At 66.0% G+C, this 26774-nt stretch carries 23 protein-coding genes; 13 read left to right on the top strand and 10 right to left on the bottom strand.

Annotated features, from left to right (window positions below):
* Window positions 1-100 precede the first annotated feature (100 nt).
* The 3 genes from LX70_RS06530 to LX70_RS06540 form a co-directional block, all read right to left on the bottom strand.
* A complete protein-coding gene (locus tag LX70_RS06530) occupies window positions 101-982 on the bottom strand; it encodes a TIGR01459 family HAD-type hydrolase (RefSeq protein ID WP_105513758.1) in 882 nt (293 codons plus the stop codon).
* A gap of 69 nt (window positions 983-1051) precedes the next feature.
* Window positions 1052-1969: a manganese-dependent inorganic pyrophosphatase gene (locus LX70_RS06535; protein WP_105513759.1), complete on the bottom strand. Its 918-nt coding sequence runs from the start codon at window positions 1967-1969 to the stop codon at window positions 1052-1054.
* Between the two features lie 103 nt (window positions 1970-2072).
* Window positions 2073-3071 (bottom strand): TraB/GumN family protein, encoded by a 999-nt coding sequence (locus tag LX70_RS06540; protein WP_105513760.1) that lies wholly within the window; start codon window positions 3069-3071, stop codon window positions 2073-2075.
* 196 nt (window positions 3072-3267) lie between these two features.
* Between LX70_RS06540 and groES the strand changes: the two genes are divergently transcribed.
* A complete protein-coding gene (gene groES, locus LX70_RS06545; RefSeq protein WP_105513761.1) occupies window positions 3268-3555 on the top strand; it encodes a co-chaperone GroES in 288 nt (95 codons plus the stop codon).
* Window positions 3556-3601: 46 nt separating this feature from the next.
* Complete coding sequence (gene groL / locus LX70_RS06550; RefSeq protein WP_105513762.1) at window positions 3602-5251, top strand: chaperonin GroEL; 1650 nt, start codon at window positions 3602-3604, stop codon at window positions 5249-5251.
* Window positions 5252-5573: 322 nt separating this feature from the next.
* Here the strand turns inward: groL and LX70_RS06555 are convergent, their stop codons facing one another.
* Window positions 5574-6452, bottom strand: a complete 879-nt coding sequence (locus tag LX70_RS06555) for a DNA adenine methylase (RefSeq protein WP_105513763.1) — start codon at window positions 6450-6452, stop codon at window positions 5574-5576.
* A gap of 204 nt (window positions 6453-6656) precedes the next feature.
* Between LX70_RS06555 and LX70_RS06560 the strand changes: the two genes are divergently transcribed.
* The 3 genes from LX70_RS06560 to LX70_RS06570 all read left to right on the top strand — a co-directional run bounded on the left by LX70_RS06560 (window position 6657) and on the right by LX70_RS06570 (window position 10154).
* Complete coding sequence (locus LX70_RS06560) at window positions 6657-7310, top strand: protein-L-isoaspartate O-methyltransferase family protein (RefSeq protein WP_105514152.1); 654 nt, start codon at window positions 6657-6659, stop codon at window positions 7308-7310.
* A gap of 54 nt (window positions 7311-7364) precedes the next feature.
* Window positions 7365-8735, top strand: a complete 1371-nt coding sequence (locus LX70_RS06565; RefSeq protein ID WP_105513764.1) for a TolC family outer membrane protein — start codon at window positions 7365-7367, stop codon at window positions 8733-8735.
* Between the two features lie 72 nt (window positions 8736-8807).
* A complete protein-coding gene (locus LX70_RS06570) occupies window positions 8808-10154 on the top strand; it encodes a hypothetical protein (protein WP_105513765.1) in 1347 nt (448 codons plus the stop codon).
* A gap of 187 nt (window positions 10155-10341) precedes the next feature.
* On the opposite strand, the gene LX70_RS06575 is transcribed toward LX70_RS06570, so the two are convergent.
* Window positions 10342-10662 (bottom strand): DUF6280 family protein, encoded by a 321-nt coding sequence (locus LX70_RS06575; RefSeq protein ID WP_105513766.1) that lies wholly within the window; start codon window positions 10660-10662, stop codon window positions 10342-10344.
* A 215-nt stretch (window positions 10663-10877) separates the two neighbouring features.
* Between LX70_RS06575 and efp the strand changes: the two genes are divergently transcribed.
* Window positions 10878-11441 carry an elongation factor P gene (efp, locus tag LX70_RS06580; protein WP_105513767.1) on the top strand — a complete coding sequence of 188 codons (564 nt, stop codon included), beginning with the start codon at window positions 10878-10880 and terminating at the stop codon, window positions 11439-11441.
* 51 nt (window positions 11442-11492) lie between these two features.
* Here the strand turns inward: efp and ygfZ are convergent, their stop codons facing one another.
* Window positions 11493-12242 carry a CAF17-like 4Fe-4S cluster assembly/insertion protein YgfZ gene (gene ygfZ, locus LX70_RS06585; RefSeq protein ID WP_105513768.1) on the bottom strand — a complete coding sequence of 250 codons (750 nt, stop codon included), beginning with the start codon at window positions 12240-12242 and terminating at the stop codon, window positions 11493-11495.
* A 138-nt stretch (window positions 12243-12380) separates the two neighbouring features.
* Between ygfZ and LX70_RS06590 the strand changes: the two genes are divergently transcribed.
* Window positions 12381-13601 (top strand): pyridoxal-phosphate-dependent aminotransferase family protein, encoded by a 1221-nt coding sequence (locus tag LX70_RS06590; RefSeq protein WP_105513769.1) that lies wholly within the window; start codon window positions 12381-12383, stop codon window positions 13599-13601.
* A 66-nt stretch (window positions 13602-13667) separates the two neighbouring features.
* Here the strand turns inward: LX70_RS06590 and LX70_RS06595 are convergent, their stop codons facing one another.
* The gene (locus LX70_RS06595) at window positions 13668-14777 is read right to left on the bottom strand and encodes a pyridoxal phosphate-dependent aminotransferase (protein ID WP_105513770.1); all 1110 of its coding nucleotides are present in this window, start codon (window positions 14775-14777) and stop codon (window positions 13668-13670) included.
* A 136-nt stretch (window positions 14778-14913) separates the two neighbouring features.
* Between LX70_RS06595 and LX70_RS06600 the strand changes: the two genes are divergently transcribed.
* On the top strand, window positions 14914-16521 hold the full coding sequence (locus LX70_RS06600) for an MFS transporter (RefSeq protein ID WP_245884974.1): 1608 nt from the start codon (window positions 14914-14916) through the stop codon (window positions 16519-16521).
* A gap of 153 nt (window positions 16522-16674) precedes the next feature.
* Here the strand turns inward: LX70_RS06600 and LX70_RS06605 are convergent, their stop codons facing one another.
* Window positions 16675-19812 carry a valine--tRNA ligase gene (locus LX70_RS06605; RefSeq protein ID WP_105513771.1) on the bottom strand — a complete coding sequence of 1046 codons (3138 nt, stop codon included), beginning with the start codon at window positions 19810-19812 and terminating at the stop codon, window positions 16675-16677.
* 130 nt (window positions 19813-19942) lie between these two features.
* On the opposite strand from LX70_RS06605, the gene LX70_RS06610 reads away from it, so the two are divergent.
* The gene (locus tag LX70_RS06610) at window positions 19943-20788 is read left to right on the top strand and encodes a DMT family transporter (protein ID WP_105513772.1); all 846 of its coding nucleotides are present in this window, start codon (window positions 19943-19945) and stop codon (window positions 20786-20788) included.
* A gap of 4 nt (window positions 20789-20792) precedes the next feature.
* Here the strand turns inward: LX70_RS06610 and LX70_RS06615 are convergent, their stop codons facing one another.
* On the bottom strand, window positions 20793-21224 hold the full coding sequence (locus LX70_RS06615) for an Lrp/AsnC family transcriptional regulator (RefSeq protein ID WP_105513773.1): 432 nt from the start codon (window positions 21222-21224) through the stop codon (window positions 20793-20795).
* Between the two features lie 225 nt (window positions 21225-21449).
* Here LX70_RS06615 and LX70_RS06620 point away from each other — a divergent pair, with 225 nt between their 5' ends.
* Both LX70_RS06620 and LX70_RS06625 read left to right on the top strand, forming a co-directional pair.
* Window positions 21450-22592 carry a type III PLP-dependent enzyme gene (locus LX70_RS06620; RefSeq protein ID WP_105513774.1) on the top strand — a complete coding sequence of 381 codons (1143 nt, stop codon included), beginning with the start codon at window positions 21450-21452 and terminating at the stop codon, window positions 22590-22592.
* Between the two features lie 254 nt (window positions 22593-22846).
* Window positions 22847-23926, top strand: a complete 1080-nt coding sequence (locus LX70_RS06625) for a DUF2235 domain-containing protein (protein ID WP_105514154.1) — start codon at window positions 22847-22849, stop codon at window positions 23924-23926.
* 168 nt (window positions 23927-24094) lie between these two features.
* On the opposite strand, the gene metF is transcribed toward LX70_RS06625, so the two are convergent.
* Window positions 24095-24961: a methylenetetrahydrofolate reductase [NAD(P)H] gene (metF, locus tag LX70_RS06630; RefSeq protein WP_105513775.1), complete on the bottom strand. Its 867-nt coding sequence runs from the start codon at window positions 24959-24961 to the stop codon at window positions 24095-24097.
* Window positions 24962-25049: 88 nt separating this feature from the next.
* Here metF and LX70_RS06635 point away from each other — a divergent pair, with 88 nt between their 5' ends.
* The gene (locus tag LX70_RS06635) at window positions 25050-25955 is read left to right on the top strand and encodes a LysR family transcriptional regulator (protein WP_105513776.1); all 906 of its coding nucleotides are present in this window, start codon (window positions 25050-25052) and stop codon (window positions 25953-25955) included.
* Window positions 25952-26719 carry a glycerophosphodiester phosphodiesterase family protein gene (locus LX70_RS06640; RefSeq protein ID WP_105513777.1) on the top strand — a complete coding sequence of 256 codons (768 nt, stop codon included), beginning with the start codon at window positions 25952-25954 and terminating at the stop codon, window positions 26717-26719. The genes LX70_RS06635 and LX70_RS06640 overlap by 4 nt, the downstream gene beginning before the upstream one ends.
* Window positions 26720-26774: the final 55 nt, after the last annotated feature.

Here is a 26774-nt window from a genome sequence, read left to right on the forward strand (position 1 = left end):
CAGTGCAGCATAACCCTTGAATCCGCTGCGCGCAATCGGGCGCGCAACTTATTTGCCGAATGGCTTCTCTTGTGGCAACAATATTGCCGGGATGTTTCGGCTATCTCAGCCGGCCGATGGCATAGGTCGGCGTGATCTGCCGGTCGTCCAGCCAGTCCCGCAGAAGCCCCGCTTCGGGCGCCTCGACATCCGGCCCGAACGCTTCGACCGCCAGCCCGCCGGTGACGAAAAGCGTGTCGATCCCTTCGCCCAGACCGCCCTGAATGTCGGTGCCGATACCGTCGCCCACCGCCAGCGTGCGGGCCGGGTCGAAATCGAACCCCGCCGCGATCACGCGCCGCCGGGCAAGGTCGTAGATCGGCGGATGCGGCTTGCCGAAATACAGGCTTTCGCCCCCCATCTCGTCGTAAAGCGCGGCCAGCGCGCCCGCGCAATAGATCCGGCGGTCGCCGTAATCGACGACCAGATCGGGGTTGGAGCAAAGCAGCTTCAACCCCTTGGCCTTGGCGTAAAGGAAGGTCGCCCGGTAATCCTCGGGCGTTTCGGTCAGATCGTCGAAGGGGCCGGTGCAGACGATGCCCTCGGCCTCTTCCAGCGGTACGCGGGTGATCGCCGGGGCATCGGCGAATTCTGCCGGAATGTCGGTGAAGAAGCCATCATCCTTCGCCGGGCCAAGGTGATAGACCCGCCGCCCGACCATGCCGCCGAAAAGCCCCGCCTGCGCGGCATCGCCCGACGACGCGATCAGGTCCCAGGCGTCCTGCGGCACGCCCAGCCGGTCAAGCTGCGCCCGCACGCCCGCCTGCGGACGCGGCGCGTTGGTCAGCAGAACCACCCGTCCGCCCTTGGCGCGAAACGCCTGAAGCGCCGCGACGGCGGCGGGGTAGGGGGCGCGACCGTTGTGAAGGCAGCCCCAGAGGTCGCAATAAAGCGTGTCGTAGGGGTCCGATATGTCGGCAAGCGACGGGATGATCCGGGTCATCGTTGGCCTCGTGCGGTCGGAAAAAAGCAAAGGCGCCCGAAGGCGCCTTGCGGGAAGCGGGGGACCGGATCAGAGCTTCAGCGCCGGGATGATCTGCTTCTTGCGGCTCATCACGCCCGGAAGGACGACGGTATCGCCGGTGACGGTCGCGCCGAACGAGGCCTCGGCCATCTGCTTGACCAGATCGTTCGGCACCAGCAGCGTCGCCTCTTCCTTCAGGATGTCCACGACGAAAAGAAGCACCTGATCGGCGCCGTCTTCTTTCGCCACGGCCTCCATCGACGTCATCAGGCTGTCCTTGCGATCAAGGATCAGCTTCGGCGCGGTGGTCTCCAGAACCGAGACGCGCAGCTCCTTGCCCGCGACGTTGTATTCCTTCGAATCCATCCGCAGCAGCTCCGCGTCGGAGAACGCGCCAACGTCCGACTTCGCCTCGAACAGCTCGGCGGCATAGGCCGCGACGTCGATGCCAAGGTCCCTGGCCAGGTCAAGCGCCAACGCCTTGTCCTGTTCGGTGGTCGTGGGCGAACGGAATTCCAGCGTGTCGGACAGGATGCAGGACAGCATCGCGCCCTTGATCCCGCGCGGCATCTTGGCGGCGTTCTCGCCCATCAGGTTGTGCATGATGGTCGCGGTGCAGGCCAGCGGCTTGATGGTGATGTCGATCGGCCCCTTGGTCTCGATCCCGCCGGTCAGCTTGTGGTGGTCGATGATCTGGATGATGTCGGCATCGTTGATACCGTCGGGCAGTTCGGCCGGGTTGTTGGTGTCGACGATGACGACCTTGTCGCCCGCCGCGATGCCGGAAATGATCTCGGGCTTCGGCAGGTCCCATTTCTTCAGGACAAAGGCCGCTTCGGTGTTCGGTTCTCCCAAGAGCTTCGCCTCGGCGGGCTGCTTGCGATGCTCGGTCAGGTACCAGGCCCAGATGATGGGCGAGCCGGTGGAATCGGTGTCGGGGGATTTGTGGCCAAAGACTTTGATCATGGGTCAGGGTTCCGCTGAACGAATTAAGGTCGCGGGCCTTATAATCAGGGCTTCGGGGAATGTCACCACGCCGCAGCGCGGAAACGCCCCACGCCCGGCCCGATCAGCGGAAGGGGATCGGTTCGACGCGGAACCCCTTGTCGCGCAAAAGCGCCAGCACGCCCTTTTCGCCCGACAGGTGCAGCGCGCCGAAGGCCACGAACAGGCGGCCGCGGTTCGTCGCCTCCTCGATCACCGGTATCCAGCTTTCGTTGCGCTGGATCATCAGCGTGTCCTCCATCATCGCATAGACCCGGTCGACCTGATCCTGATCGAGGCCGGGTGTCTTTTCCGCCATCATCCGGCCAAGGTCCCAGACCAGCCGCGCATCCTCGTCGAAATAGGCGCGCGACAGGGTGGCGAGCATATCCTCGGCGTCATCGTCCATCAGCAGCGACATGCGCAGCATCTCTACCTGAACTTCGGGCGCCATGGCGCGGAACCGTTCGAAGGCGGCGTCATAGGGTTCAAGCGCCAGGATCGGGATCTGACGGTCCAAAGCGCGCGAGATGACGCGGGCGTCAAGGCCGTTCGTCTCCCCCGTTTCCAGTTCCGGCATCATGCAGGGCGGCGCGGCCAGCAGCATGGTCGCATACCAGGGCTGAAGCTTGGCGGCGAAGATCGCGGGCATCCCGCGCTTGGCCAGCGCGCCCGACAGGTCCTGCCAGTCCGCCTCCGTCATCATCTCGGGCAGGGTGGCGCCTTTCATGACGAACATCAGCTCCGGCTTGGTCAGCATGTCGGATTTCAGTTCTTCCATCTCGCTCGGCCCGGCCTCGACCAGCACGGCGGCGGCGGTGTCGATCCGCGGGCGCAGCGCGGCCATCACCTCTTCATGGCGCGGGTCGTCGAAATGATAGGTCCCGACGATGTCCACCACGGCGGTGCCGCGCGTGGCGCGCCAGGCATTGCCGCGCCCGAAGGGTGTCGCGTCGATCTGCGCGTCAAGCGCCGCGCGGTCCCCGGCGGGCAGGCCCGGCACGATGTCCTGCCCGGTGCAGGCGGCCATGCCCGGCAGGGCGGGCCACAGCCACAGAAGGGCAATCGCGATCTTTTTCAGCATGACATCCTCCACCAGCGGCCGGAACGCTTGCCCTTTCTGCCCCCTCCGCCGCCTGCCGCCAAGGCGCGGGCGGGGCGATTTTGTGGCGGGCGGGGTGTTGACTCGGCTCTGCCCGCCCCCTAACTACCCTCCGTTAGCACTCGCCGCCAGTGAGTGCTAACGAGAGATAAACTGGATACCCATGGGAGTGAACCAGATGGCATTCAAACCGCTTCATGACCGCGTGCTGGTCAAGCGCGTGGAAAGCGACGAAAAGACCAAGGGCGGTCTGATCATCCCCGACAGCGCCAAGGAAAAGCCCGCCGAGGGCGAAGTCGTCGCGGTCGGTGAAGGCGCGCGGAAAGATTCCGGCGAGCTGATCGCGCCGTCGGTCAAGGCCGGCGACCGCATCCTCTTCGGCAAGTGGTCGGGCACGGAAGTGACCGTCGACGGCACCGAGATGCTGATCATGAAGGAAAGCGACATCCTCGGCATCATCGCCTGAGGCTGCCTTTTCCCTAACGAAACCAAGACATTCAGGAGAAGCCAACATGGCTGCTAAGGACGTCAAGTTCAACACCGATGCCCGTGACCGCATGCTGCGCGGCGTCAACATCCTCGCCGATGCGGTGAAGGTGACCCTCGGCCCGAAAGGCCGCAACGTCGTGATCGACAAGTCGTTCGGCGCCCCGCGCATCACCAAGGACGGCGTGACCGTCGCCAAGGAAATCGAGCTGGGCGACAAGTTCGAGAACATGGGCGCGCAGATGGTGAAGGAAGTCGCTTCCCGCACCAACGATGAGGCCGGTGACGGCACCACCACCGCGACGGTTCTGGCCCAGGCCATCGTCAAGGAAGGCATGAAGTCGGTTGCCGCCGGGATGAACCCGATGGACCTCAAGCGCGGCATCGACATGGCGACCGCCAAGGTCGTCGAGGCGATCAAGGCCGCCGCCCGCCCGGTCAACGACAGCGCCGAAGTTGCGCAGGTCGGCACCATTTCCGCCAATGGCGAGGCCGAGATCGGCCGCCAGATCGCCGATGCGATGCAGAAGGTCGGCAACGAAGGCGTTATCACCGTCGAAGAGAACAAGGGTCTTGAGACGGAAACCGAAGTCGTCGAAGGCATGCAGTTCGACCGCGGCTACCTGTCGCCCTACTTCGTGACCAACCCCGACAAGATGATCGCGGACCTCGAGGACTGCTACATCCTGCTGCACGAGAAGAAACTCTCCTCGCTTCAGCCGATGGTCCCGCTGCTGGAATCGGTGATCCAGTCGCAAAAACCGCTGCTGATCGTCGCCGAGGATGTGGAAGGCGAAGCCCTTGCCACGCTCGTCGTCAACAAGCTGCGCGGCGGCCTGAAGATCGCCGCCGTCAAGGCGCCGGGCTTCGGCGATCGCCGCAAGGCCATGCTTCAGGACATCGCGATCCTGACCGGCGGCCAGGTCATCTCCGAAGACCTCGGCATGAAGCTTGAGAATGTCGGCCTCGACATGCTCGGCCGCGCCAAGAAGGTTTCGATCAACAAGGACAACACCACCATCGTCGACGGCGCCGGTGAGAAGTCCGAGATCGAAGCCCGCGTTGGCCAGATCCGCACGCAGATCGAGGAAACCACCTCGGACTACGACCGCGAGAAGCTTCAGGAACGTGTCGCGAAACTGGCCGGCGGCGTTGCCGTCATCAAGGTCGGCGGCATGACCGAAGTGGAAGTGAAAGAGCGCAAGGACCGCGTCGACGACGCGCTGAACGCGACCCGTGCGGCGGTTCAGGAAGGCGTCATCGTCGGTGGCGGCGTTGCCCTCGTGCAGGCCGGCAAGGCGCTTGACGGCCTGACGGGTGCCAACTCCGACCAGGAAGCCGGGATCGCGATCGTCCGCAAGGCGCTGGAAGCGCCGCTGCGCCAGATCGCCGAGAACGCGGGCGTCGACGGCGCCGTCGTCGCGGGCAAGATCCGCGAGTCGAAGGACAAGAACTTCGGCTTCAACGCCCAGACCGAAGAATATGGCGACATGTTCAAGTTCGGCGTCATCGACCCGGCCAAGGTCACCCGGACCGCTCTGGAAGACGCGGCCTCGGTCGCCGGTCTGCTGATCACCACCGAAGCCATGGTTGCCGACAAGCCGGAGCCGAAGGGCGCGGCCGGTGGCGGCATGCCCGACATGGGCGGCATGGGTGGCATGGGCGGCATGATGTAATCACGCCGTTCCGCTAAAGCGTTTCGGGTTTGCGTCGAGAACGTAAGTATCAGAATTCGAACGAAATAAGTTCAAATTCTGATACAGCGTAAATCCGAAATGCTATAAGGAAACGGAAAGGGGCCTCGGCGACGGGGCCCCTTTTTCGTTGCCGGGCACTGCCCGACCGCGGGTGGGCGTAGGGCGGGCTGTTCGGCGGCGCGGGACGCGCCTTGGTTCCGGGCAGGGGGAGCGACCGCGAAGGGCTCTTTTCGGCCGCCCACCGCAATGCCGCCAGAAAATCATGGCGCAGAGTCATAAACCCCGGACGCCCGGCAAGGCCCTACCAGGTCAGCAGCAGGCGGTCCTGCACCACCTCGGCCTCGCAGCTTTGGCCCGCCATCTGGAACCGCCGCAGCATCGACCGGCCAAGCGTCAGCATGATTTCCCGCGCGAAAAGCCCGCTGGGCAGGGGGATGTCGCAGGGGCGAAGGCCGCTTTTCTTGCTGCCGTCGATGCTAAGCGCGACATGAACGCCGCGCGCCTTGCAGGCGGCGATGGTCTCCATCAACTCGGCCAGCGCGAACCCCTGCGCGCCGTAAAGGATGGATTGCGAATGCGCATAGGGCGGGTCGCAATAGATCAGGTCGCCCGGCCGGGCGCGGGCCATTGCCTCGCGGTAATCCAACTGCTCGAACCGGCAGCCCGCCAGCCGGGCGCGCCACTGATCGACGCGGCGGGCGAAGGCCTCGGGCCGGATCGGGGGATGGGCGCCGACCGGGGTGGACATATAGCCGTCCGACTTGCGGAACCGCACCACACCGCCATAGCAACTGCGCGTCAGGAACAGGAAATCCGCCCCGTTCGGCGCGGCGTTATAGGCGGCCTTGATCGCCTCATAGCCCGCGACGCGATCACCCGCGTGGAACAGGTGCCACCGCTCGGCATACCAGCGCTTCAGCAGCTCCGGCTCCGTCGCCAGCGCCTGCCATATCTCGATCAGCGGCGCGAAAGTGTCCGATCCGTAGCCCTCGCGCGGGGCCAGCACCGCCATCACCCCGGCAGACCCCAGGAAGGGTTCGTGATAGGCGCCGAAGCGGGGCGGGAAATGGCGGGCGATCTCATGCCCGATCTTCTGCTTGCTGCCGACCCATTTCAGAAGCTGGGTCTTGAAGGGGCGGGGCGCCTCCACCCGCCGTTCCGTGCCGCTGCCTGCGTCCACCGCCCCGATCCTTTCGCCGCCGCCCCCCTTCGATAGGCCGAACAGGCCCGCTTCGCAACGACCGGCCCCGGCGGCGCCCGAATGACCGGCAAAGCACGATCACTTTTCCCCGGTGGCGCGCATTGCCGCAGTCTGGCCCGTTGCCGTCACAATCTTTCTATGGCAAGAGGTTGCCAGCCCGGATTCAAACCCATGAGTTCAGACATGACCGACTTCGCCGCGCTGCGCACGATGATGGTGGACACGCAGGTCCGCCCCAACGACGTCACGAAATTCCCGATCATCGAGGCGATGCTGAGCGTCCAACGCGAAGCCTTCGTCCCCTCCGCCCTGCGCGCCGCCGCCTATGTCGGCGGAAATCTCGACCTTGGCCAGGGCCGGGTGATCCTTGAGGCGCGGACCCTGTCGAAGATGCTCGACGCGCTCGACATCCAGCCCACCGACCTTGTCCTCGATCTGGGCTGCGGGCTTGGCTATTCCTCCGCCGTGATCGCCCGGATGGCCGAAGCCGTCGTCGCGGTCGAGGAGGACGGCGATCTGGCCGCCCAGGCCGAGGCGCGTCTGGCGGGCGAGGATGTCCACAACGTCGCCGTGATCGAGGCGCCGCTGAACGAAGGCGCCGCCAAGCACGGCCCCTATGACGTGATCGTGGTCGAGGGCGCGGCCGAAGCCGTCCCGGCCGCTATCGAGGCGCAGTTGAAGGAAGGCGGCCGCATCGCCTGCCTGTTCATGGACGGCGCGCTGGGCGTCGCCCGCGTCGGCTACAAGATCGACGGCGTGGTGACCTGGCGCTATGCCTTCACCGCCTCGGCCCCGGTCCTGCCGGGCTTCGCCAAGGCCCCGGCCTTCGTCCTTTAGGAATTCAGAACGGTCGCGCCGAAACGGTCCGCGGCCAGAGTGAGGTACGCCAAGATGAAAACTGCGCCCGGAAAAAGACTTGTCGCCGCCGGTCTTCTTGCCCTGACGTGCCTTGCCCCGCTGACCGCCTCGGCCGAGACGCTGGCCGATGCGCTGATCTCTGCCTACAAGAACTCCAACCTGCTTGAGCAGAACCGCGCCGTGCTGCGCGCCGCGGATGAGGATGTGGCCTCCGCCGTGTCCGCCCTGCGCCCGGTTCTCGCCTTCGTTGCCAATGCGGGCTATACTGACCCGGTCGCCATGGGGCGCGATAATCTCAGCGCCACCATCGCGCTCAGCGCCTCGATGACGCTCTTTGACAGCGGTCGCAACCGGCTGGGCGTCGACATTGCCAAGGAAACCGTGCTTGCCACGCGCGAGGCGCTGGTCTCGGTCGAACAAAGCGTCCTTCTGGGCGCCGTGCAGGCCTATTTCGGCGTCCGTTCGGCGATCGAGAACGTGTCGATCAACGACAACTCCGTCCGCGTGCTGGAAGAAACGCTGAAGGCCACGCAGGACCAGTTCGACGTGGGCGAGGTGACGCGCACCGACGTCGCGCTGGCGCAGGCCCAGCTTGCCGCCGCGCGCGCCGGTCTTGCCGCCGCGCAGGGGCAGCTGGCGGCGGCGCGGGAAAGCTACAAGGCCGTGACCGGGCATTACCCCGGCGCGCTGGCCATCGCGCCGAAGGTCCCGCCGCTGCCGAAATCGGTCACCGAGGCGCAGGGCATCGCCATGCGCAGCCATCCCAGCATCCTTCAGGCGCAGCATCAGGTCGCCGCTGCCGATCTTGGCGTCGCGCTTGGCGCCGCGCAGCGGCTGCCGACGGTGTCCGCCGACGCCTCGCTGGCGCGCGATGACAACGGCATAAATGCGTCTTCCGTCGGCATCCAGTTGCAGCAGCCGATCTATGCCGGGGGCAAGCTGTCCTCGGTCCACCGCAAGGCCATCGCGCAGCGCGAACAGGCCCGCGCGGGCTTGCAGCAATCCAGCGTGATCATCGCCCAGAACGTCGCCAATTCCTGGGCCGACATCTCGGTCGCGCGGGCGCAGATTTCGGCCACCGATCGCCAGATCTCGGCCGCGACCATCGCCTATGACGGTGTGCGCGAAGAGGCGAAGCTGGGCGCGCGGACGACGCTGGATGTGCTGAACGCGGAACAGTCGCTTCTGGACGCGCGCTCCAGCCGGATCACGGCCGTCGCCAATCTTCAGGTAGCAAACTATTCACTTCTGGCCTCTATGGGTCTTCTGACTGTCGACCACCTGAACCTCGGCATTCCGGTCTACGACCCGGCGGCCTATTACAACGCCGTCAAAAGCGCGCCGCCGACCTCGGTCCAGGGCAAGAGCCTTGACCGTGTTCTGAAGGCCATCGGGAAGAACTGACCCCGCAGGGATCGGTTGTCGGAGGGAAAGCGGCGGGATATGGTACCCGTCGCCAGCCGATAAGGAATGCCCATGTCTGATCCCCTCTCGAATGCCGAGATCCAGGATGTCCTCTCGTCCATCCGCCGCCTCGTGTCGGAAGACCGCCGCCTGCGGACGCCGGTTCCGGTCGCGGAAGAGGAGGAGGGCGCGGGCAAGCTGCTTTTGACCGACGCCTTGCGGGTGGAGTCACCGGCGGCGGAGGTCGAAGAGACGCCGGAAGACGCGCCGGAGGAGGCATCGCTGGTCAACGTGGTCAGCGAAGAGGAACAGGACGCCCGCTGGCCGGTCCATGTGTCCGAAATCCCCGCAGCGCCCGCCATCCGGCCCGCATCGGCGCTTGAGGAAGACCTCGCCACGCTTGAAAGCACGATTGCAGAGCTTGAGGCCGCGGTGGCCGGGATCGGCGCGGAATTCGAACCCGACGGCAGCGAGGTGGCGAAGGATAGCGCCGACCCCTCGGCGCTGGCGCTGGAAGAGGCGTTCGACGACGGCTTCGTGGTCGATACCGGCGGGCCGGTGCCTGTGCGCCCCGACGACCCGTCAATCTCTGCCGGGGTGACGGAAGACACGGCCCTGGCGCCTGAGGCCGAAGAGGTGGCCGAAGCGGAAGAGGCCACGACCGAGGATGCCACGGCGGAGCCCGCCGAGGATCACGGCACGGATGAGATCACCTTCCTGCGCAGCGGCCCGGCCGGTCGGCGCAGCGACTGGCAGGTCATTTCCGGCGACATGGACGGGCAGGGCAACACCGGCCGCCTGCACCTGACCGCGAGCGACGCGGTGGAGGGTTCCGGCGAAGATGCCGAAGCCGATGGTGCCGTCGCGGAGGGCGCGGACACGCCCGAGATGGCCGAAGATGCGACGCTAGAGGTCGTCTCGGCAGAGGATGAGGCCGCGGAGGTCGCGGAGGAACAAGGACCGGAGGCGGAGACGCCCGACCTTGCCGGGGAGGCTTACGCAGCACCGGAAACGCCCGAGGCGGCTTACGCGGCGCCCGAGGACGTCGAGAGCGCCGAAGTGGCCTTTGCCGAGGCCGACCCCGTGGAAACCCCCGAGGCGGTCGAAGATGCCGTCGCGGAGGCCGACCTGCCGGACGCCGCCGATGTGGCGCCAGAGGGTGACCCCATGCCCGCCGCCGCCATGGCCGGTGCCGCCGCGATGGCCGCCGTGACCCCGGACGAGGGCGAGGAGGACGGTGTCGATCTGTTCTCGCAGGACGATGAGGCCGTCATCGACATGGAGATGCTGCGCGACCTGATTTCCGAGGTCATCCGGGAAGAGCTTCAGGGGCCGCTGGGCGAACGTATCACCCGCAATGTGCGCAAGCTGGTCCGCCAGGAAATCGCCCGCGCCTTGGAAGCGCAGAAGTTCGAGTGACGGCCAAAGCGTTTCGGGTTTTCGTTAAGAAAGCAAGTATCAGAATTCGAACGAACTAAGTTCGAATTCTGAGCCAACGCAAACCCGAAATGCTATAAGCCGCGCCCGCCAACCACCTGAACAGACCCGCAAAAACGAAAACGCGCCCCTGGGGCGCGTTCTCTCGTTTCCAGGCGTTACCCTGAACTCAGGCCGCTTCGGCCTCTTCCGCGGCATGGCGGCGTTCGCTTTCCTCGCGCGACAGCGCGACAGAGGTGCGAACCCCCTTGGAGACGAACTCCATCAGCCCCTTCACGACCCGCTCGTTCGGGTCGATCCCGGCGCAGGACAGGACTTCGCGGCCATCACGCGACCGCGCCCAACGGGCAATCTGCTCAGGCCCGTTGCCATACTTTTTATCATCGGCAATCGCATCATCCAGCGCTGCAAGGACAACGGCGGCGAAAAGTTTCCGCGACCTCTGGCCTTGTTCGTAGTTGAATGCGGTGCCGTCAACGAAATCGCGCATCTCAGTTCCTGTTTTTCTTGCTCTTGCGTTTACCGGCGTTCTGCTCAATACGGCTATTTGCGCTCGATTCGGTATGTCCCAAACCGCATGTCAGCCATGCGTCTTGTGCATGGCCGTCGAAAGGGCGTCACAGCATCTAGTAAACTTGCCACAGAACGGCCCGGCATATATAGGAGCCGGAAATTTCCTTTCAACCTTAGCCAAGGTGCTTTCGGATGGCCAAGATCAACGGCAACGAAATTCGTCCCGGCAACGTGCTGGAACATGATGGCGGGCTTTGGGCCGCCGTGAAGGTCAACCATGTGAAGCCCGGCAAGGGCGGCGCCTTCGCGCAGGTGGAGCTGAAAAACCTCCGCGACGGGCGCAAGCTGAACGAACGCTTCCGTTCGGAAGACAAGGTCGAACGGGTCCGTCTGGACCAGAAGGACCAGCAGTTCCTTTATGAAACCGACGGCCGTCTGGTGTTCATGGACAGCGAGACCTTCGAGCAGACCGAACTGGACGCCGACCTTCTCGGCGATCGCCGCCCCTTCCTGCAAGACGGCATGACCGCGACCATCGAATATTACGGGGAAGAGGCGCTGTCGGTCGCGCTGCCGCAGAAGGTGACCTGCAAGGTGGTGGAAACGGAGCCGGTCGTGAAGGGCCAGACCGCCGCCAACAGCTACAAGCCCGCGATCCTCGACAACGGCTTGCGCATCACGATCCCGCCTTTCGTGGGGGAGGGCGAGGACATCATCGTCAACACCGAGACGTTCGAATATTCCGAACGCGCCTGAGCGGGCGAAAACCGCGCGGGAACGATCAGGGCCGCCTTCGGGCGACCCTTTTCATGCGCGATGCAGGATCGCCCCGCCGGCCCGCATCTCGCCTTCGGCCCTGTCGAACCGCAGGTAGGCGATACCCATCCCGCCCGACTGGGTGTAAAGGACGCCCGCCGGTTTGCCCCCGGCCTCGATCTCTGTCCCGACCGGCGCCGCGCCATCGACCCGCACGCGGACCAGCCCCTTGCGCAATTCCGTCTTGTGCTTCATCCGCGCGGTCACTTCCTGCCCGACATAGCAGCCCTTGCGGAAATCGACGCCATGCAGGCGCTCGAACCCGGCCTCAAGGATGAAGCTGTCGTCGGGGATCAGTTCGACGCCTGTTTCGGGGATGCAATGGGCGACCCGGATCGCGCCCCAGTCGATTGCGGGCGCGCCGCCCGTGGCCCCATAGGCCCGCCAGCCAAGGTCGGGATGGCGCGGATCGGTGAAGGCGCCTGCGGGCGCGGGGCCAAGGCCACGTGTGACGGCCAGCGGCGATACCGCGATCCGCACATCCGCCCGCAGCTTGTACATCGACAGCCGCCGCGCCAGGCCGTCCGCAAGGCTGTCCTTGACGTCGATCAGGATCGCCTGATCCCCCGGCACCAGGAAGAAATCCGCCAGATACTTGCCCTGCGGCGTCAGCAGCGCGGCATAGACCAAACCGTTCTTCAGCCTGCCAAGGTCGTTGCTGACCAGCCCCTGAAGGAAATCGACCCGGTCGGTGCCGGTGATCTCAAGGACTGTTCTGTCGGGGGCGCTTTCGCCTGTCATCGTTTCAATCCGTGGTCGTCCTGTTGCCGCCGCACCATCGCAGGGGCGCGGCCGATGGTAAAGCCGGTGCCGGGGGTCAATTGACCTTCCCGCGCCCCGGCACTACGCCTTTGTCCCAGAAAGCCGGAGATCGCGCCCATGTCCCTGTCCAACGGTCGGCCCTACCTTGCCATTCCCGGCCCCTCGGTCATGCCCGACCGGGTGCTGCGGGCCATGCACCGGGCCGCGCCGAATATCTATGAGGGCGCGCTGCACGACCTGACGCGGGATGTGGTCGCGGACCTGAAGCGCGTGGCGCTGACCGACGCCCATGTCGCGATCTACATCGCCAACGGCCATGGCGGGTGGGAGGCGGCGAATGCCAATATCTTCTCGCGCGGGGATCATGCGCTGGCGATCCTCACCGGCCGCTTCGGCCTTGGCTGGGCGCTGTCGGCCGAGGCGATGGGGGTGCAGGTCCAGCGGATCGACTTCGGCCGCCAAAGCCCGGCCGATCCCGACCGGATCGAGGCCGCGCTGCGGGCCGATACCGACCGCCGTATCAAGGCGGTGACGCTGACCCATGTCGATACCGCATCCTCGGTCCGCAACGACATCGCCGCCGTCCGCGCCGCCATCGACGCCGCGGGCCACCCCGCGCTGCTGGCGGTCGATGCCATCGCCTCGCTGGGCTGCGATCCCCTGAAGATGGACGACTGGGGCATCGACGTCCTTGTCGCGGCCAGCCAGAAGGGGCTGATGACGCCGCCGGGGCTGGCCTTCGTGTGGTTCTCCGCCCGCGCGCGCGAGGTGACGCGCGGCGCCGATCTGAGAACGCCCTACTGGGACTGGGGGCCGCGCGCGACCCCCGCGCAGTATTACCAGTATTTCGCCGGTACCGCGCCGACCCATCACATCTACGGCCTGGCCGAGGCGTTGAAGATGCTCGTCCATGAAGAGGGCCTGCCCGCCGCCTGGGCGCGCCACGCGACGCTTGCCCGCGCGGTCTGGGCGGCGTTCGAGGCCTGGGGGCAGGGCGGGGACATCGCGCTGAACATCGCCGATCCGGCGTTCCGGGGGACCTCGGTCACGGCGGCCAGGATCGGGGATGGCGGCGCCGGGCGGCTGCGGCGCTGGTGCGAGGAAGAGGCAGGCGTGACGCTGGGCATCGGCCTTGGCATGGCCGAGCCGACCGATCCCGCCTATGGCGATTTCCTGCGCGTCGCGCATATGGGTCATGTGAACGCCCATATGACGCTGGGCGTGCTGTCGGTGATGGAGGCGGGGATGCGCGCGCTGAATGTCCCGCACGGGGACGGTGCGCTGGCCGCCGCCGCCGGGGTGGTGGCCGGCGGTTATAGCATTTCGGGTTTACACTGAATCGGAATTTGACCTTATTTCGTCCGAATTCTGATACTTACCTTCTCAACGCAAACCCGAAACGCTTTAGCCCCCCCGCGCCGCCGCCAGCGCCTCGGGCAGGGCGGCGCCGAAAAGCGCGTTTTGCGGCGCGGTGCCGCAGCTGACGCGGATGCAGCGGTCCTGCGGCGCGACAAAGGGCATCCGCACGAAGATGTCGCGCGCGATCAGCCCCTCCAGCACCTTGCGCGCAAAGGCCCCGTCGCCGCCGCAATCCATGGTGACGAAGTTGGTGGCCGAGGGAAGAGGTGTCAGCCCGTTCAGCCGCGCGATCCGCGACAGATCCTCTCGTGAACCCGCGACGCGGCGCTGGACCAGATGCAGGTGGCCCTGATCGCCAAGCGCCGCCAGCGCCCCCGCCTGTGCGATGCGGCCGACGCCGAAATGGTTGCGGATCTTGTTGAAGGCGGAGATCAGGCCGGGATGCCCCAGCGCATAGCCGACCCGCGCCCCTGCCATCCCGTAGGCCTTTGAAAAGGTGCGCATACGGATCACGCGCGGATCGTCGGCATCGACCGCCGCCGCCGTCCCTTCAGGCGCGAAGTCCACATAGGCCTCATCGAGGATCAGAAGCGCACCCTCGGGCAGCGCCTCGATCATACGGGCGGTGACGGTGGCGTCATGCCATGTCCCCATCGGGTTGTCGGGATTGGCGATGTAGACGAGCTTCGCGCCGGTTTCGGCCGCCAGCGCCACCAGCGCCTCGGGGTCTTCGTGATCGCCCTTGTAGGGCGCCTTGTGCAGCACCCCGCCAAAGCCCACGACGTGGAAATTGAAGGTCGGGTAGGCGCCGTCCGAGGTGACGACCGCATCCCCCGGTTCGATCAGCAGGCGGACGAGATAGCCGAGCAGCCCGTCGATCCCTTCGCCCACGGTGACATGGGCCGGGTTCACGCCATGATGATCGGCCAGCGCGGCGCGCAGGTCGTGGTTTTCCGGGTCGCCATACATCCACACCTCCTGCGCCGCCTGACGCATGGCGAGGATGGCCGCGGGCGAGGGGCCGAAGACGCTTTCATTCGCGCCGAGCCGCGCCCGGAACGGCCGGGCGCGCGCGCGCTCCTGCGTTTCCGGGCCGACGAAAGGCACGGTGGCGGGAAGGGTTTCGGCGAGGCGGGTGTAGCGGGGTCCGGTCATGGCGGGATGATGAGCATGAATCCCCGTCCTTCGGCAAGCGGGATGATGCGGGCGGCAGGTCTTGCCCTTCCCGCCCCGTGGGCGCAGAAAGAGGGGGCGCAGGAACGGGGGCAGCACCATCGCCACGTCGATCACATTGGCGCCGCTCGCCAACCGCAATTTCCGTGGCCTCTGGGTGGCCAGTCAGGCCTCGAACTTCGGTTCGCTGATCCAGGCGGTCGGGGCGGCCTGGATGATGGGCAGCCTGACGACCAGTCACGGCATGGTGGCGCTGGTGCAGTCGTCGAACACGCTGCCGATCATGGTGTTCTCGCTGATCTCTGGCGCGCTGGCCGACAATTTCGACCGCCGCCGGATCATGCTGTCGGCGCAGGTCTTCATGTTCGTCGTGTCGGTGGCGCTTGCGGTTTTCGCCTGGGCCGGCTGGATGACACCCTGGCTGCTTCTGGGCTTCACCTTCCTGATCGGCTGCGGGACGGCCTTGTTCAACCCGTCCTGGCAGGCCTCCATCGGCGATATCGTCCCACGGGCCGAGGTCGCGCAGGCGGTCAGCCTGAATTCCATGGGCTTCAACCTTGCCCGCTCCGTCGGTCCGGCGCTGGGCGGGGCCATCGTGGCGGCGGCGGGGGCGGCGGCGGCCTTTGCGGTCAACGCGGTCAGCTATCTGGGCTTCATCTTCGGCATCTGGCGCTGGCGCCGCCCGGTGGCGGAACGCACCCTGCCGCGCGAAGACATCACCCGCGCGCTGGGCGCCGGGTTCCGCTACATGGTGATGTCGCCCGCGCTGATCCGGGTCATGGCGCGGTCCTGCCTTTTCGGGGTGGGCGCGTCCTGCCTGATGGCGCTGTTGCCGATCTATACCCGAGACACGCTGCAAGGCTCGGCACTGCTTTACGGGGTCTACCTCGGCTGCTTCGGCGCCGGGGCGATCTGCGGCGTCTTCCTGAACGCGCGGCTTCGCGCCTGGCTGAGGAATGAGCGGGTGGTTCGGCTGGGCTTCGCGGGCTTTGCCATGGCGCTGGGCCTTCTGGCACTGGTGCCGCCGGTCTATGTCATCGTGCCTGCGCTGATGCTGGGCGGGGCGTGCTGGGTGCTGGCGCTGTCGCTTTTCAACACCACGGTGCAACTCTCGACGCCGCGCTGGGTGCTGGGGCGGGCCTTGTCCTTCTACCAGATGGCGACCTTCGGCGGTATGGCGGCGGGCGCCTGGGCCTGGGGCGCGGTGGCCGATAAGGGCGGCGTACCGCTGGCCTTCGGGCTGGCGGCGGGGGTGCTGGCGCTGGGGCTGCTGGCCGGAAAACTGCTGCAAGTGCATGAGTTTACCGATCTCGACCTGACGCCGCTTGGCCTTGTCGCCTCGGTCGAGCCGCAGATCGACCTGCGCGCCCGAAGCGGGCCGATCTTCATCATGGTGGAGTACGAGATCGCGCAGGAGGATGTGGACGACTTCCTGGCCCTGATGCAGCAGCGGCGGCGGATACGGATCAGGGATGGCGCAAGCCGCTGGGCGCTGCTGCGCGACCTGAACCGGCCGGAACTGTGGAGCGAGAAGTACTACGTTCCGACCTGGGTCGACTATGCCCGCCACCTGGCGCGGCGCACCAGGGCGGATGAGGCGGTGCAGACCGCGATAAGGGCGCTGCACCGGGGGACGGAGCCGCCGAAGGTCTGGCGCAAGATCGAACGCCAGACCGTGCCGCAGCATGACGACGCGCCGCCCCTGCCGCCGGTGGAGCTTGCCTGAGGGCAGGCCGGGGGGCCGTCTGCCCCCCGGACCCCCCGAGAGTATTTCCGAACAGAAGAAGCGCTATGGCATTTCGGGTTTGCGCTGACTCAGAATTCGAACTTATTTCGTTCGAATTCCGATACTTGCTTTCTCAACGAAACCGGAAACGCTTTAGCCGATCTCGGAAAGGCGTTGCAGGGCGGCTTTCAGTTTCGCCGCCTCGTCCTGCCCAAGCTCCAGCTTTTCGCGGGTTTCCTCGACGATCTCCTCGGGCGCGCTTTCGACGAACTTGGGGTTGGAGAGGCGGCCTTTGAGGCCGTTCAGATCCTTCTCCAGCTTCTCCAGGGTCTTGGAAAGGCGTGCCTTTTCCTCGGCGATGTCGATGACGCCTTCCAGCGGGATGGCGAAGCTGCCGCCTTCGACGGCAATGGTGATCGCGCCCTTGGGGGCGCTGCCTTCGCGCATCCCGTCAAGGCGGGCGAGGCGTTCGATCATCGGCTGGTTGCGCGCGAAGGCTGCGCGCCCACGCTCGTCCATTGCGGTCATCACGATGGGCAGTTTCAGGCCCGCCGGGACGTGCATCTGGGCGCGGGCGGAGCGAATCTCATCAATCAGCCCGATCACCCAGTTCATCTCGCGATCAGCGTTTTCGTCAATGAGATCAGCGCCATAGGTCGGCCAGTCAGCATGGACAAGAAGCTTGTCACGGCTCCCCGTCAGCGCCCAGAGTTCCTCGGTGATGAAGGGCATGATCGGGTGCAGGAGCGTGTAGCACTGGTCCAGCACCCAGGCCATCGTCGCCTTCGTCTCCTCCGCGTGGTCGCCGTCCATCAGGGGTTTGGCGAACTCGACATACCAGTCGCAGACCTTGCCCCAGACGAAGGCATAGAGCGTGTTCGCGGCGTCGTTGAAGCGGTAGGCGGTCAGCGCCTCATCCACCGCGAGGCGGGCGCGGGCGGTCTCTCCGATGATCCAGCGGTTGACCGTGTGGGTCGCGTCGGGTTTCTGTAGGGGTTCCGTAGTGACAACGTCACGGTGCAGGCAGGCGTTCATTTCGGCGAAACGGGTAGCGTTCCAGAGCTTCGTGGTGAAATTCCGGTAGCCCGCGATGCGGTCCTTCGACAGTTTCAGGTCGCGCCCCATCGCGGCCATGGCGGTCAGCGTGAAGCGCACCGCATCGGCGCCGTATTCGGCGATGAGGTCGAGCGGGTCGAGGACGTTGCCGAGCGACTTCGACATCTTCTTGCCCTTCTCGTCGCGGACAAGGGCGTGGACATAGACGGTGTGGAAGGGGACCTGATCCACGACGGCAAGCTGCATCATCATCATCCGGGCGACCCAGAAGAAGATGATGTCGAAGCCGGTGACGAGGACGTCGGTGGGGAAGTATTTCTTCAACTCCTCCGTCTCTTCGGGCCAGCCGAGCGTGCCGATGGGCCAGAGGCCGGAGGAGAACCAGGTGTCGAGGACGTCGGGGTCGCGGACCAGTTCTATCGCTGCGTAGTTCCCGTCCGCATCGTTGAAAACAAGCCCTCGGTTAAGCTTCAGGACTGCATCGACCAGGCCTTCTTCCTCCTCGGCCAGCGAAACCTCAATGGAACCGGGCAGATCGCGATAATAGGCTTTTGCCTTTTCTAGCGCGTCATGTCCCGTAGCTGCGCAAAACGGGATCAGTCCCGAAGTGACTTCGCCTGTTTCGCCGAAGGCTGGCCCATACCACACCGGAATCTGATGCCCCCACCAGAGCTGGCGGGAGATGCACCAGGGCTCGATGTTTTCCAGCCAGTGGAAATAGGTCTTGGCGTCGCGTTCGGGCAGGATGCGGGTGTAGCCGGCTTTCTCGTCGAACGCACCCGCCTCCTGCGCCGCCATCCCGTCGCGGACGGCTTGCAGCGCCGGTTCGACGATCTTCGCGGTATCGACGAACCACTGGTCGGTCAGCATGGGTTCAATGACCACCTTCGAGCGGTCGCCATGGGGCTGCATCATCTGGTTCTTTTCGACCAGCGGTATGCGTTCGAGATGTTCGGCGCCGGTCTCAGCGTCGATGGATTTCTCAAGCACGGTGACCGCCAGCCCCTCGGCGGTGATCTGGTCGATGACGCGCTTCCTCGCCTCATAGCGATCCAGCCCGCGCAGGTCTTCTGGCACAAGGTTCAGGGCGTCCACTTCCGCCTCGCTCAGCGTCAGGGGCTGTTCGGCGAAACCCGCCGTCAAATAGCCCTTGCGGATCAGCCAGGACCGGGCAACCTGCTGGGCCGTTGCGGCGGCTTCCTCATACGGAGCGCCGTCCGACCGCATCGCGGCCTTGGTGTCCATGAGGCGATAGCAGGGGATGTCGTTGCGTTTCGCCACGCCATAGTCGTTGAAGTCATGCGCGCCGGTGATTTTCACCGCGCCCGACCCGAAGGTGGGGTCGGGGTATTCGTCGGTGATGATCGGGATCAGGCGGCGGTGTTCTTTCGGCCCCACGGGGATTTCGCAGAGTTTTCCGACGATTGGCGCGTAGCGTTCATCCGACGGATGAACCGCGACCGCGCCGTCGCCCAGCATCGTCTCGGGCCGCGTGGTGGCGATGGAGATATAGTCGCGCGTCTCGCGGAAGGTGACGGTGCCGTCTTCGTCCTTCTCGACATACTCATAGGTCTGCCCGCCCGCGAGCGGGTATTTGAAGTGCCACATCTGGCCCGCGACCTCGACCTGCTCGACCTCAAGGTCAGAGATCGCGGTCTCGAAATGCGGGTCCCAGTTCACAAGGCGCTTGCCGCGGTAGATGAAGCCCTTGTTGTAGAGATCGACGAAGACCTTGATGACGGCGTCGTGGAAATTGCCCTGATCCGAGGCCGGCGCACCGGGGGCGCCGGACATGGTGAAGGCGTTGCGCGACCAGTCGCAGGAGGCGCCGAGGCGCTTCAACTGGTTGATGATCGTGTCGCCGGACTTGCCCTTCCAGTCCCAGACCTTCTCAAGGAACTTCTCGCGCCCCATCTCGCGCCGGGTCTGGTTGGACTTGTCCTTGGCCAGTTCCCGTTCCACGACCATCTGGGTCGCGATGCCCGCATGGTCCTGCCCCGGCTGCCAGAGCGTGTCGAAGCCCCGCATCCGGTGCCAGCGGACAAGGATGTCCTGCAAGGTGTTGTTGAACGCATGACCCATGTGGAGCGAGCCGGTGACGTTCGGCGGCGGAATCATGATGCAGAAGGTCTCTGCCCCCGGCTTGGCATTGGCGCCCGCCTTGAAGGCGCCGGAGTTTTCCCAGGCGTCATAGAGGCGCTGTTCCGCCTCGGCGGCGTTGAAGGTCTTTTCCATCGGTGTCGTCCCGTCCTTGGTCGCGTTTCCCTTAGCGAATGGGCGCGCGAAGGGGAAGGGGCGGGCTATTCGGCGGGCAGGCGCGCGCGGCCCGATTGCCGCAGCGCGCGGGCGGGCCTAGAAGGGGGACATGCGGCTTTTCTACCTGACCCTTCTGACGATGCTCGCCTTCGCGGCCAATTCGGTGCTGAACCGGGCGGCTGTCGGCGCGGGGCTGATTGATCCCTTGGCCTTCGCGGTGCTGCGGCTGATCGCCGGGGCGGCGATGCTGGGGGTGTTGCTGATCGCGCTGCGCGCCGGGCGGGGCGGGGCAGGGGGATGGCACGCGCGGGCGGTGGGCGTGGTGTCGCTTCTGACCTATCTGTTCGGCTTTTCGCTGGCCTATGGCGCGCTTGATGCGGGCGCCGGGGCGCTGATCCTGTTCGGGATGGTGCAGATCACCATGTTCGCAGGCGCCGTCCTGGGGCGTGAGGGGATGCCCGCGCGGCGCTGGGTGGGCGCGGGGCTGGCCTTCGCGGGGCTGATCTGGCTGCTGGCGCCCGGATCGGCGCCCTCAGGCCACCCGGTCGAGGCGGCGATGATGGCGGCGGCCGGGGTCGGCTGGGGCATCTATTCGCTGTCGGCGCGCGGTGCGGACGATCCGCTGGTCGCGACGGGGTGGAACTTCATCCTTGCCGTGCCGGTCGCGCTGGCGATCTGGCTGGTCGTCAGTGGCGGGGTCTGGCCCCAGATGCGGGCCGGGGGCGTCGCCCTTGCCGTGGTGTCCGGTGCGCTGACCTCGGGGCTTGGCTATGCGCTTTGGTATGCGCTCCTGCCCGCGCTCGGGCCGTCGCGGGGTGCGGTGGCGCAGCTGACGGTGCCGATCTTTGCCGTCGCGGGCGGCATGATCTTTCTGCACGAGGCGCTGACGCTGCGCTTCCTGATGGCCGCGCTTCTTGTCCTTGGCGGTGTCGGCTGGGCGCTGAAACGGCGCTGAGCGGTCAGACGGCGCGGTCGAGCTTGGTCGACAGATGAATCAGGCTTTCCGAGCTTCGGACCCCCGTCAGTTCCCCGATCTGATCCAGCACATTGTCCAGAACCGTCGTCGAGGGCGCGGCGATCTGCAACAGGAAATCGACCCGGCCCGAGGTGGTATGCACCCGCTCCACCTCGGCGATCGAGCGCAGGCGCGACAGCACACCGGCCTGCGCGCGCGGTTCGATCGTCAGAAGGACCGTGGCGCGGATGCGGGTCTGGCGGGCCGCTTCGCCCAGTTTCACGGTATAGCCCGCGATCACCCCGGTCGATTCGAGCCGCTCCAGCCGGGCCTGAATCGTGGACCTTGCCACCTTCAACCTGCGGGCCAGCGTGGCCACGGAAATGCGGGCGTCGGCGCCAAGGGCGGCGAGGATCGCGCGGTCGAGATCGTCCATGAAACAACACCGGCATATTGATTGCGGATTTCGTCATTTTAACGAGGATGACAAACAAATCTACTCTTTTGATCGGTAAGATTGTGCCCCATATCCCCCGCACTTCGTTCAGGAAAAAGGGCGGCTCATACGCACCTTGCCTGGTTGGTTGAAACGCGTAAGCGCTCTCCCGACCCGTCAAGCCGGGGCAAGAGGTGGCTGCGCTCTGTTGGCAGGAGCAGGCCGATGGGGCTTTCCAAGACAATCTGGACGAATCCGTCCGAATTCCTCCGCAATCAGCAGCCGATGAACCCGGTGATGTTCTTCGCGCCGGCCGTGCTGCAATCCACGGCGCGCCGCTTCATCGACGGCTTTCCGGGCCTTGTGACCTATGCGGTCAAGTCGAACCCGGACGAGATGGTGATCCAGAACCTCGTCGCCGCCGGGATCGAGGGCTTTGACGTCGCCTCGCCGGTAGAGATCGAGATGATCGCCCGCCTCGCGCCGAGCGCCGCCATGCACTATCACAACCCGGTCCGCGCCCGGCATGAGATCGCCTATGCCGTGTCGATGGGCGTGACCTCCTATTCCGTGGACAGCCACTCGGAGCTGAAGAAACTGGTCGAGATCGTGCCTGCGGGCGCGGAAATCTCGGTCCGCTTCAAGCTGCCGGTCGCGGGTGCGGCCTATAACTTCGGCGCCAAGTTCGGCGCGACGGTGGACAAGGCGGTGGACCTTCTGAAGGTCGTCGCCGAAAACGGCTATGTCCCCTCGCTGACCTTCCATCCGGGGACGCAATGCACCGACCCGATGGCCTGGGACGCCTATCTGCGCGCCGCGGCTGAGATCTGCCGTCTGGCGGGCGTGAAGGCGCGCCGCCTGAACACCGGCGGCGGCTTCCCCTCGCACCGCCTGAACGGCGTGATGCCCGAGCTTGAGGCGATCTTTGCCCTGATCGGCCGCGTCGCCGATGAGGCCTTTGACGGCAACCCGCCCGCGCTGGTCTGTGAGCCGGGTCGGGGTCTGGTCGCGGAAAGCTTCTCTCTCGCCGCGCAGGTCAAGGGTGTGCGGGATGATGAGCATGTGTTCCTGAACGACGGCACCTACGGCAACCTCGACGAGCTGCCGATCACCGGCATCATCGACCGCATCACGGTCGTGGCGCCCGACGGCAGCAAGCGCGACGGCGCGGCCAGCCCGCGCGTCATCTTCGGCCCGACCTGCGACAGCGTCGACCGGCTGCCGGGCGATGTGGCGCTGCCTTCGGATATTGAGGAGGGCGACTACCTCGTCTTTTCCGGCATGGGCGCCTATTCGACCGCGACCAACACCCGCTTCAACGGCTTTGGCGACATGGTCGTGGCCACGGTGATGTCGCTGGCCAACTGAGGTTCGCACGGATCGACCGAAGGCCCGGACACCCCGTCCGGGCCTTTTCGCGTTGTGGCGCACCCTCAACCCTTTCTCAGCACTTCCCGGCGCAGAGTCGCCGTCGGACCCCGCGACAGAGGCCACAAGGGCGGCGCCATTGTTCGCGGGGCGGCGACGACACGGGGCCGTGATGCAGGGTCTGGCTTTCCGGTATTGGCCGGAACCGCCGGCCCGGCGTAGAGTTGGACCAGGGAAAGGGAAGGAAGGCTCGGGTGACGCGGCTGACCGAAAAGCTGCTTCAATTCCTGCGCATCGGCCGCCAGGTCGAGACGCACAGCCCCACGCGCGGCCGCACGGCCACCACCCATGTCATCTTGCTGGACGGAACCGCATCCTCCCTCGAACCGGGGGAGGAGACGAATATCGGCCGCATCTACCGGCTCTTGCGGGAACAGCCCGCCGCCGCCCATCTGTCGCTTTACTATGAGGCGGGCGTTCAATGGCATATGTGGCGCGACACCGCCGACGTGGCCATGGGGCGCGGCATCAACCGCCAGATCCGGCGCGCCTATGGCTGGCTGGCCGGGCGCTATCGCCCCGGTGACCGGATCTTCCTCTTCGGCTATTCGCGCGGCGCCTATGCGGTGCGCTCGCTCGCCGGGCTGATCGACCAGGTCGGGCTCTTGCGCAGCGATCAGGCGACGGAACGGAACGTGCAGCTTGCCTATCGCTATTATCAGCGCGGCGGCACATCGGACTTTATCCCCGTCTTCCGGCGCAAGTTCTGCCACACGACGGCGGTGGAGGTGGAGATGATCGGCATCTTCGACACCGTCAAGGCGCTGGGGGTGCGGTTGCCCTTCCTCTGGATGTGGACCGATCCGCAGCACGAGTTTCACAACCACGCGCTTAGCCCCGTGGTGCGCCACGGCTTTCATGCCCTGGCCCATGACGAAAGCCGCGCCGCCTATTTCCCGACGCTGTGGAGTACCGCCAACGGTGACTGGCAGGGGCGGGTGGAGCAGGTCTGGTTCCGCGGCACGCATGGCGACATCGGCGGGCAGCTGGGCGGTTTTGATGCCGCGCGGCCCCTGTCCAACATCCCGCTGGTCTGGATGCTGGAAAAGGCCGAGGGCTGCGCGCTGAGCCTGCCGGAGGGCTGGCGCGACCGTTACCCGACCGATGCGGGCGCGCCTTCGGTCGGGACATGGAACGGCTGGGGCAAGGCCTTCCTTCTTCGCGCCCGGCGCGAGATCGGCCGCGACCCGAGCGAGCGGGTGCATAGTTCGGTCCATGCACCCGCACCCGCGCCGCTGGCGATGTGGCTGGCGGGGCTGTGGCGGCGGTCCTGAGCCGCTTTCCCGAAACGGCAAAAAAAGACGGCCCCGGCCTTTTCAGGACGCGGGGCCGAGACATGCGGAACGTGGCCTCTGGCATTTCGGGTTTACGCTGACTCAGAATTTGAACCTGTTTCGTTCGAATTCCGATACTTGCGTTCTCAGCGAAAACCCGAAACGCGTTCAGGCGACGTTCTGCAGGGAGACTTCCGGCACGATGCCAAGCGCGAAGCAGACATCGCGCGTCATGGTCGGCCGGTTCAGGGTGTAGAAGTGCAGATCCTCGACGCCTTCCTGGATCAGGCGTTCGCAGAGGACGGTGCATTGGGTCAGCGCCAGAAGATCCTCGCGCCCGTCGCGGATCGCGGTGGCAAAGGCTTCCTCAAGCCGCGGCGGGACATAGGCGTTGCAACGCTCGGCAAAGCGGCGGGCGCCATCCCAGGAGATGATCGGCAGGATGCCCGGCACGATCGGGGCGTCGATACCGGCCGCCGCGCAGGCGTCGCGGAACCGCAGGAAGGTTTCGGCCTCAAAGAAGAACTGGGTGATGGCGCGGCTGGCGCCCGCGTCGATCTTGCGCTTCAGCCAGTCCACATCGGCCTGCTGATGGGCGGCCTCGGGGTGCGGCTCGGGATAAGCGCCGACGGCGATGTTGAACTTGCCGGTGGCGGCCAGCGCCTCGACCAGCTCCACCGAATTGGCGAAACCGTCGGGATGCGGCACAAAGCGGTCGGCGCCCTTCGGCGCATCGCCGCGCAGCGCCACGATGTCGGTCACACCGGCCTCGGCATAGGCCTCCGCGATCTCAAGCGTTTCGGCCCGGCTGGCATCGACGCAGGTCAGGTGGGCGGCGACGCGCAGCCCGTAGTTCTTGCCGATGGTCGTCACCGCCTCATGCGTCAGCTCGCGGGTGGTGCCGCCCGCGCCGTAGGTGACAGAGACATAGTCCGGTTTCAACGGCTGAAGCGTCTGCACCGTATCCCAGAGCCGGAACGAGGCGTCGAGCGAACTGGGCGGGAAGAACTCGAAGGAAATGCGGGGCGTGGCCATGATGGTGTCCTTTGCTGTTGGCCCCTTGTGTCACGGCGATAGACGTGAGACAAATTCATAATCTTCAAGATCAATATGAAGTTGGTTCATGCATATAGAATTGCGCCACCTCAAGACCATCAAGGCGATCCATGACAGCGGCGGGCTGGCGCGGGCGGCGGAGGTGTTGAACATGACCCAGTCGGCGCTGAGCCATCAGGTCAAGGGGCTTGAGGATCAGGCAGGGGTAGAGCTTTTCGCCCGCCGGTCCAAGCCCTTGCGCCTTTCGGCGGCGGGCCTGCGGCTTCTGCGCGCCGCCGAACGCATCCTGCCGGAGATCGACGCGGTGGGCGAGGAATTCCGGGCGCTGCGCGCGGGCCGGTCGGGGCGGCTGCATATCGCCATCGAATGCCATGCCTGTTTCGACTGGCTTTTCCCGGTCCTCGAACAGTTCCGCCGCGCCTGGCCCGAGGTGGACGTGGACATCCGCCCCGGCCTCGCGTTCGAGGCGATGGCGGCCCTGATGCGCGAGGAGGTGGACCTTGTCATCTCCTCCGACCCCGAAAAACTGCCCGGCATCGTCTTCAACCCGCTTTTCGACTATGCCCCCACGCTGGTCGCGGCGCGGTCGAACCCGCTGGCCGCGAAGCCTTGGGTCGAGGCCGGGGATCTGCGCGATCAGGTCATCATCACCTATCCGGTGGACCGTACCCGGCTGGACGTCTTCACCGGCCTCCTCACGCCTGCGCGGGTGGAACCGCAGGCGGTGCGGCAGGTGGAACTGACGGCGGTGATCCTGATGCTCGTCGCCTCGGATCGCGGCGTGTCGGTCCTGCCCGACTGGGTGCTGCGCGAGGCGAAGTATCAGCCCGACTATGTCACCAGACGGCTGACCGAAAAGGGCCTGACCAAGCGCATGTATGCCGCCACGCGCGAGGAAGAGGCGACCTTGCCCTATATGGCGCATTTCCTGCGGCTGGCGCGGACGGAACCTGTTAAACTGCAACGGCAATGAGCCGGCACCCCTTCCTTGACCATCCCCGCCCGATCGCCTTCGCGCATCGGGGCGGCTCGCTTGAGGCCGAGGAAAACACCATGGCCGCCTTCGCCCATGCGGTGCGGCTGGGCTACACCCATATCGAGACCGACGTTCAGGCGACCCGCGACGGGGTGGCGGTGATCTTCCACGACGACACGCTGGAACGCATGACAGGCAGGCCCGACCGCGTGGCGGACCTGACATGGGAGGAGCTGTCGAAGCGCCGCACGAAAGGCGGCGCGGCGATCCCGCTGCTGGATGAGGTGCTTGAGGAATGGCCGGAGCTTTACGTCAACCTTGAACCCAAGACCGCGGGCGCGGTGCAGCCCATCGCCGACGCGATCCTGCGGGCGGGCGCGCTGCACCGGGTCTGCGTCGGCGCGTTTGAGGCAGAGTATGTGGACCGGCTGCGCCTGGTGCTGGGGTCGGGGCTTTGCTGGTCGCCCGCGCATTCCGGGGTGCTGCGGCTTTGGCTGGCGGGGTGGGGGCTGCCCGTGGCGGTGCCGGATTTTCCCTGCGTTCAGGTGCCGACCCATTTCAGGGGCATCCCCGTCGTCACCCGCCGCTTCGTGAAGGGCGCGCATGCTCGGGGCATTCAGGTCCATGTCTGGACCGTGGATGACGAGGCGGAGATGGAGAGGCTGCTCGACCTGGGCGTCGATGGCGTGATGACCGACCGGCCCGCGCTGCTGCGCCGCGTGCTGGAACGGCGGGGCGCGTGGCACGGGCGGGGCGAATAGCCCTTCACATCGCGCGCCCGCCCGCGTATAGCCCGCCCCTGATCCGGCGGAGACA

The organism is Albidovulum denitrificans (assembly GCF_002973535.1).
Lineage (GTDB): Bacteria > Pseudomonadota > Alphaproteobacteria > Rhodobacterales > Rhodobacteraceae > Albidovulum > Albidovulum denitrificans.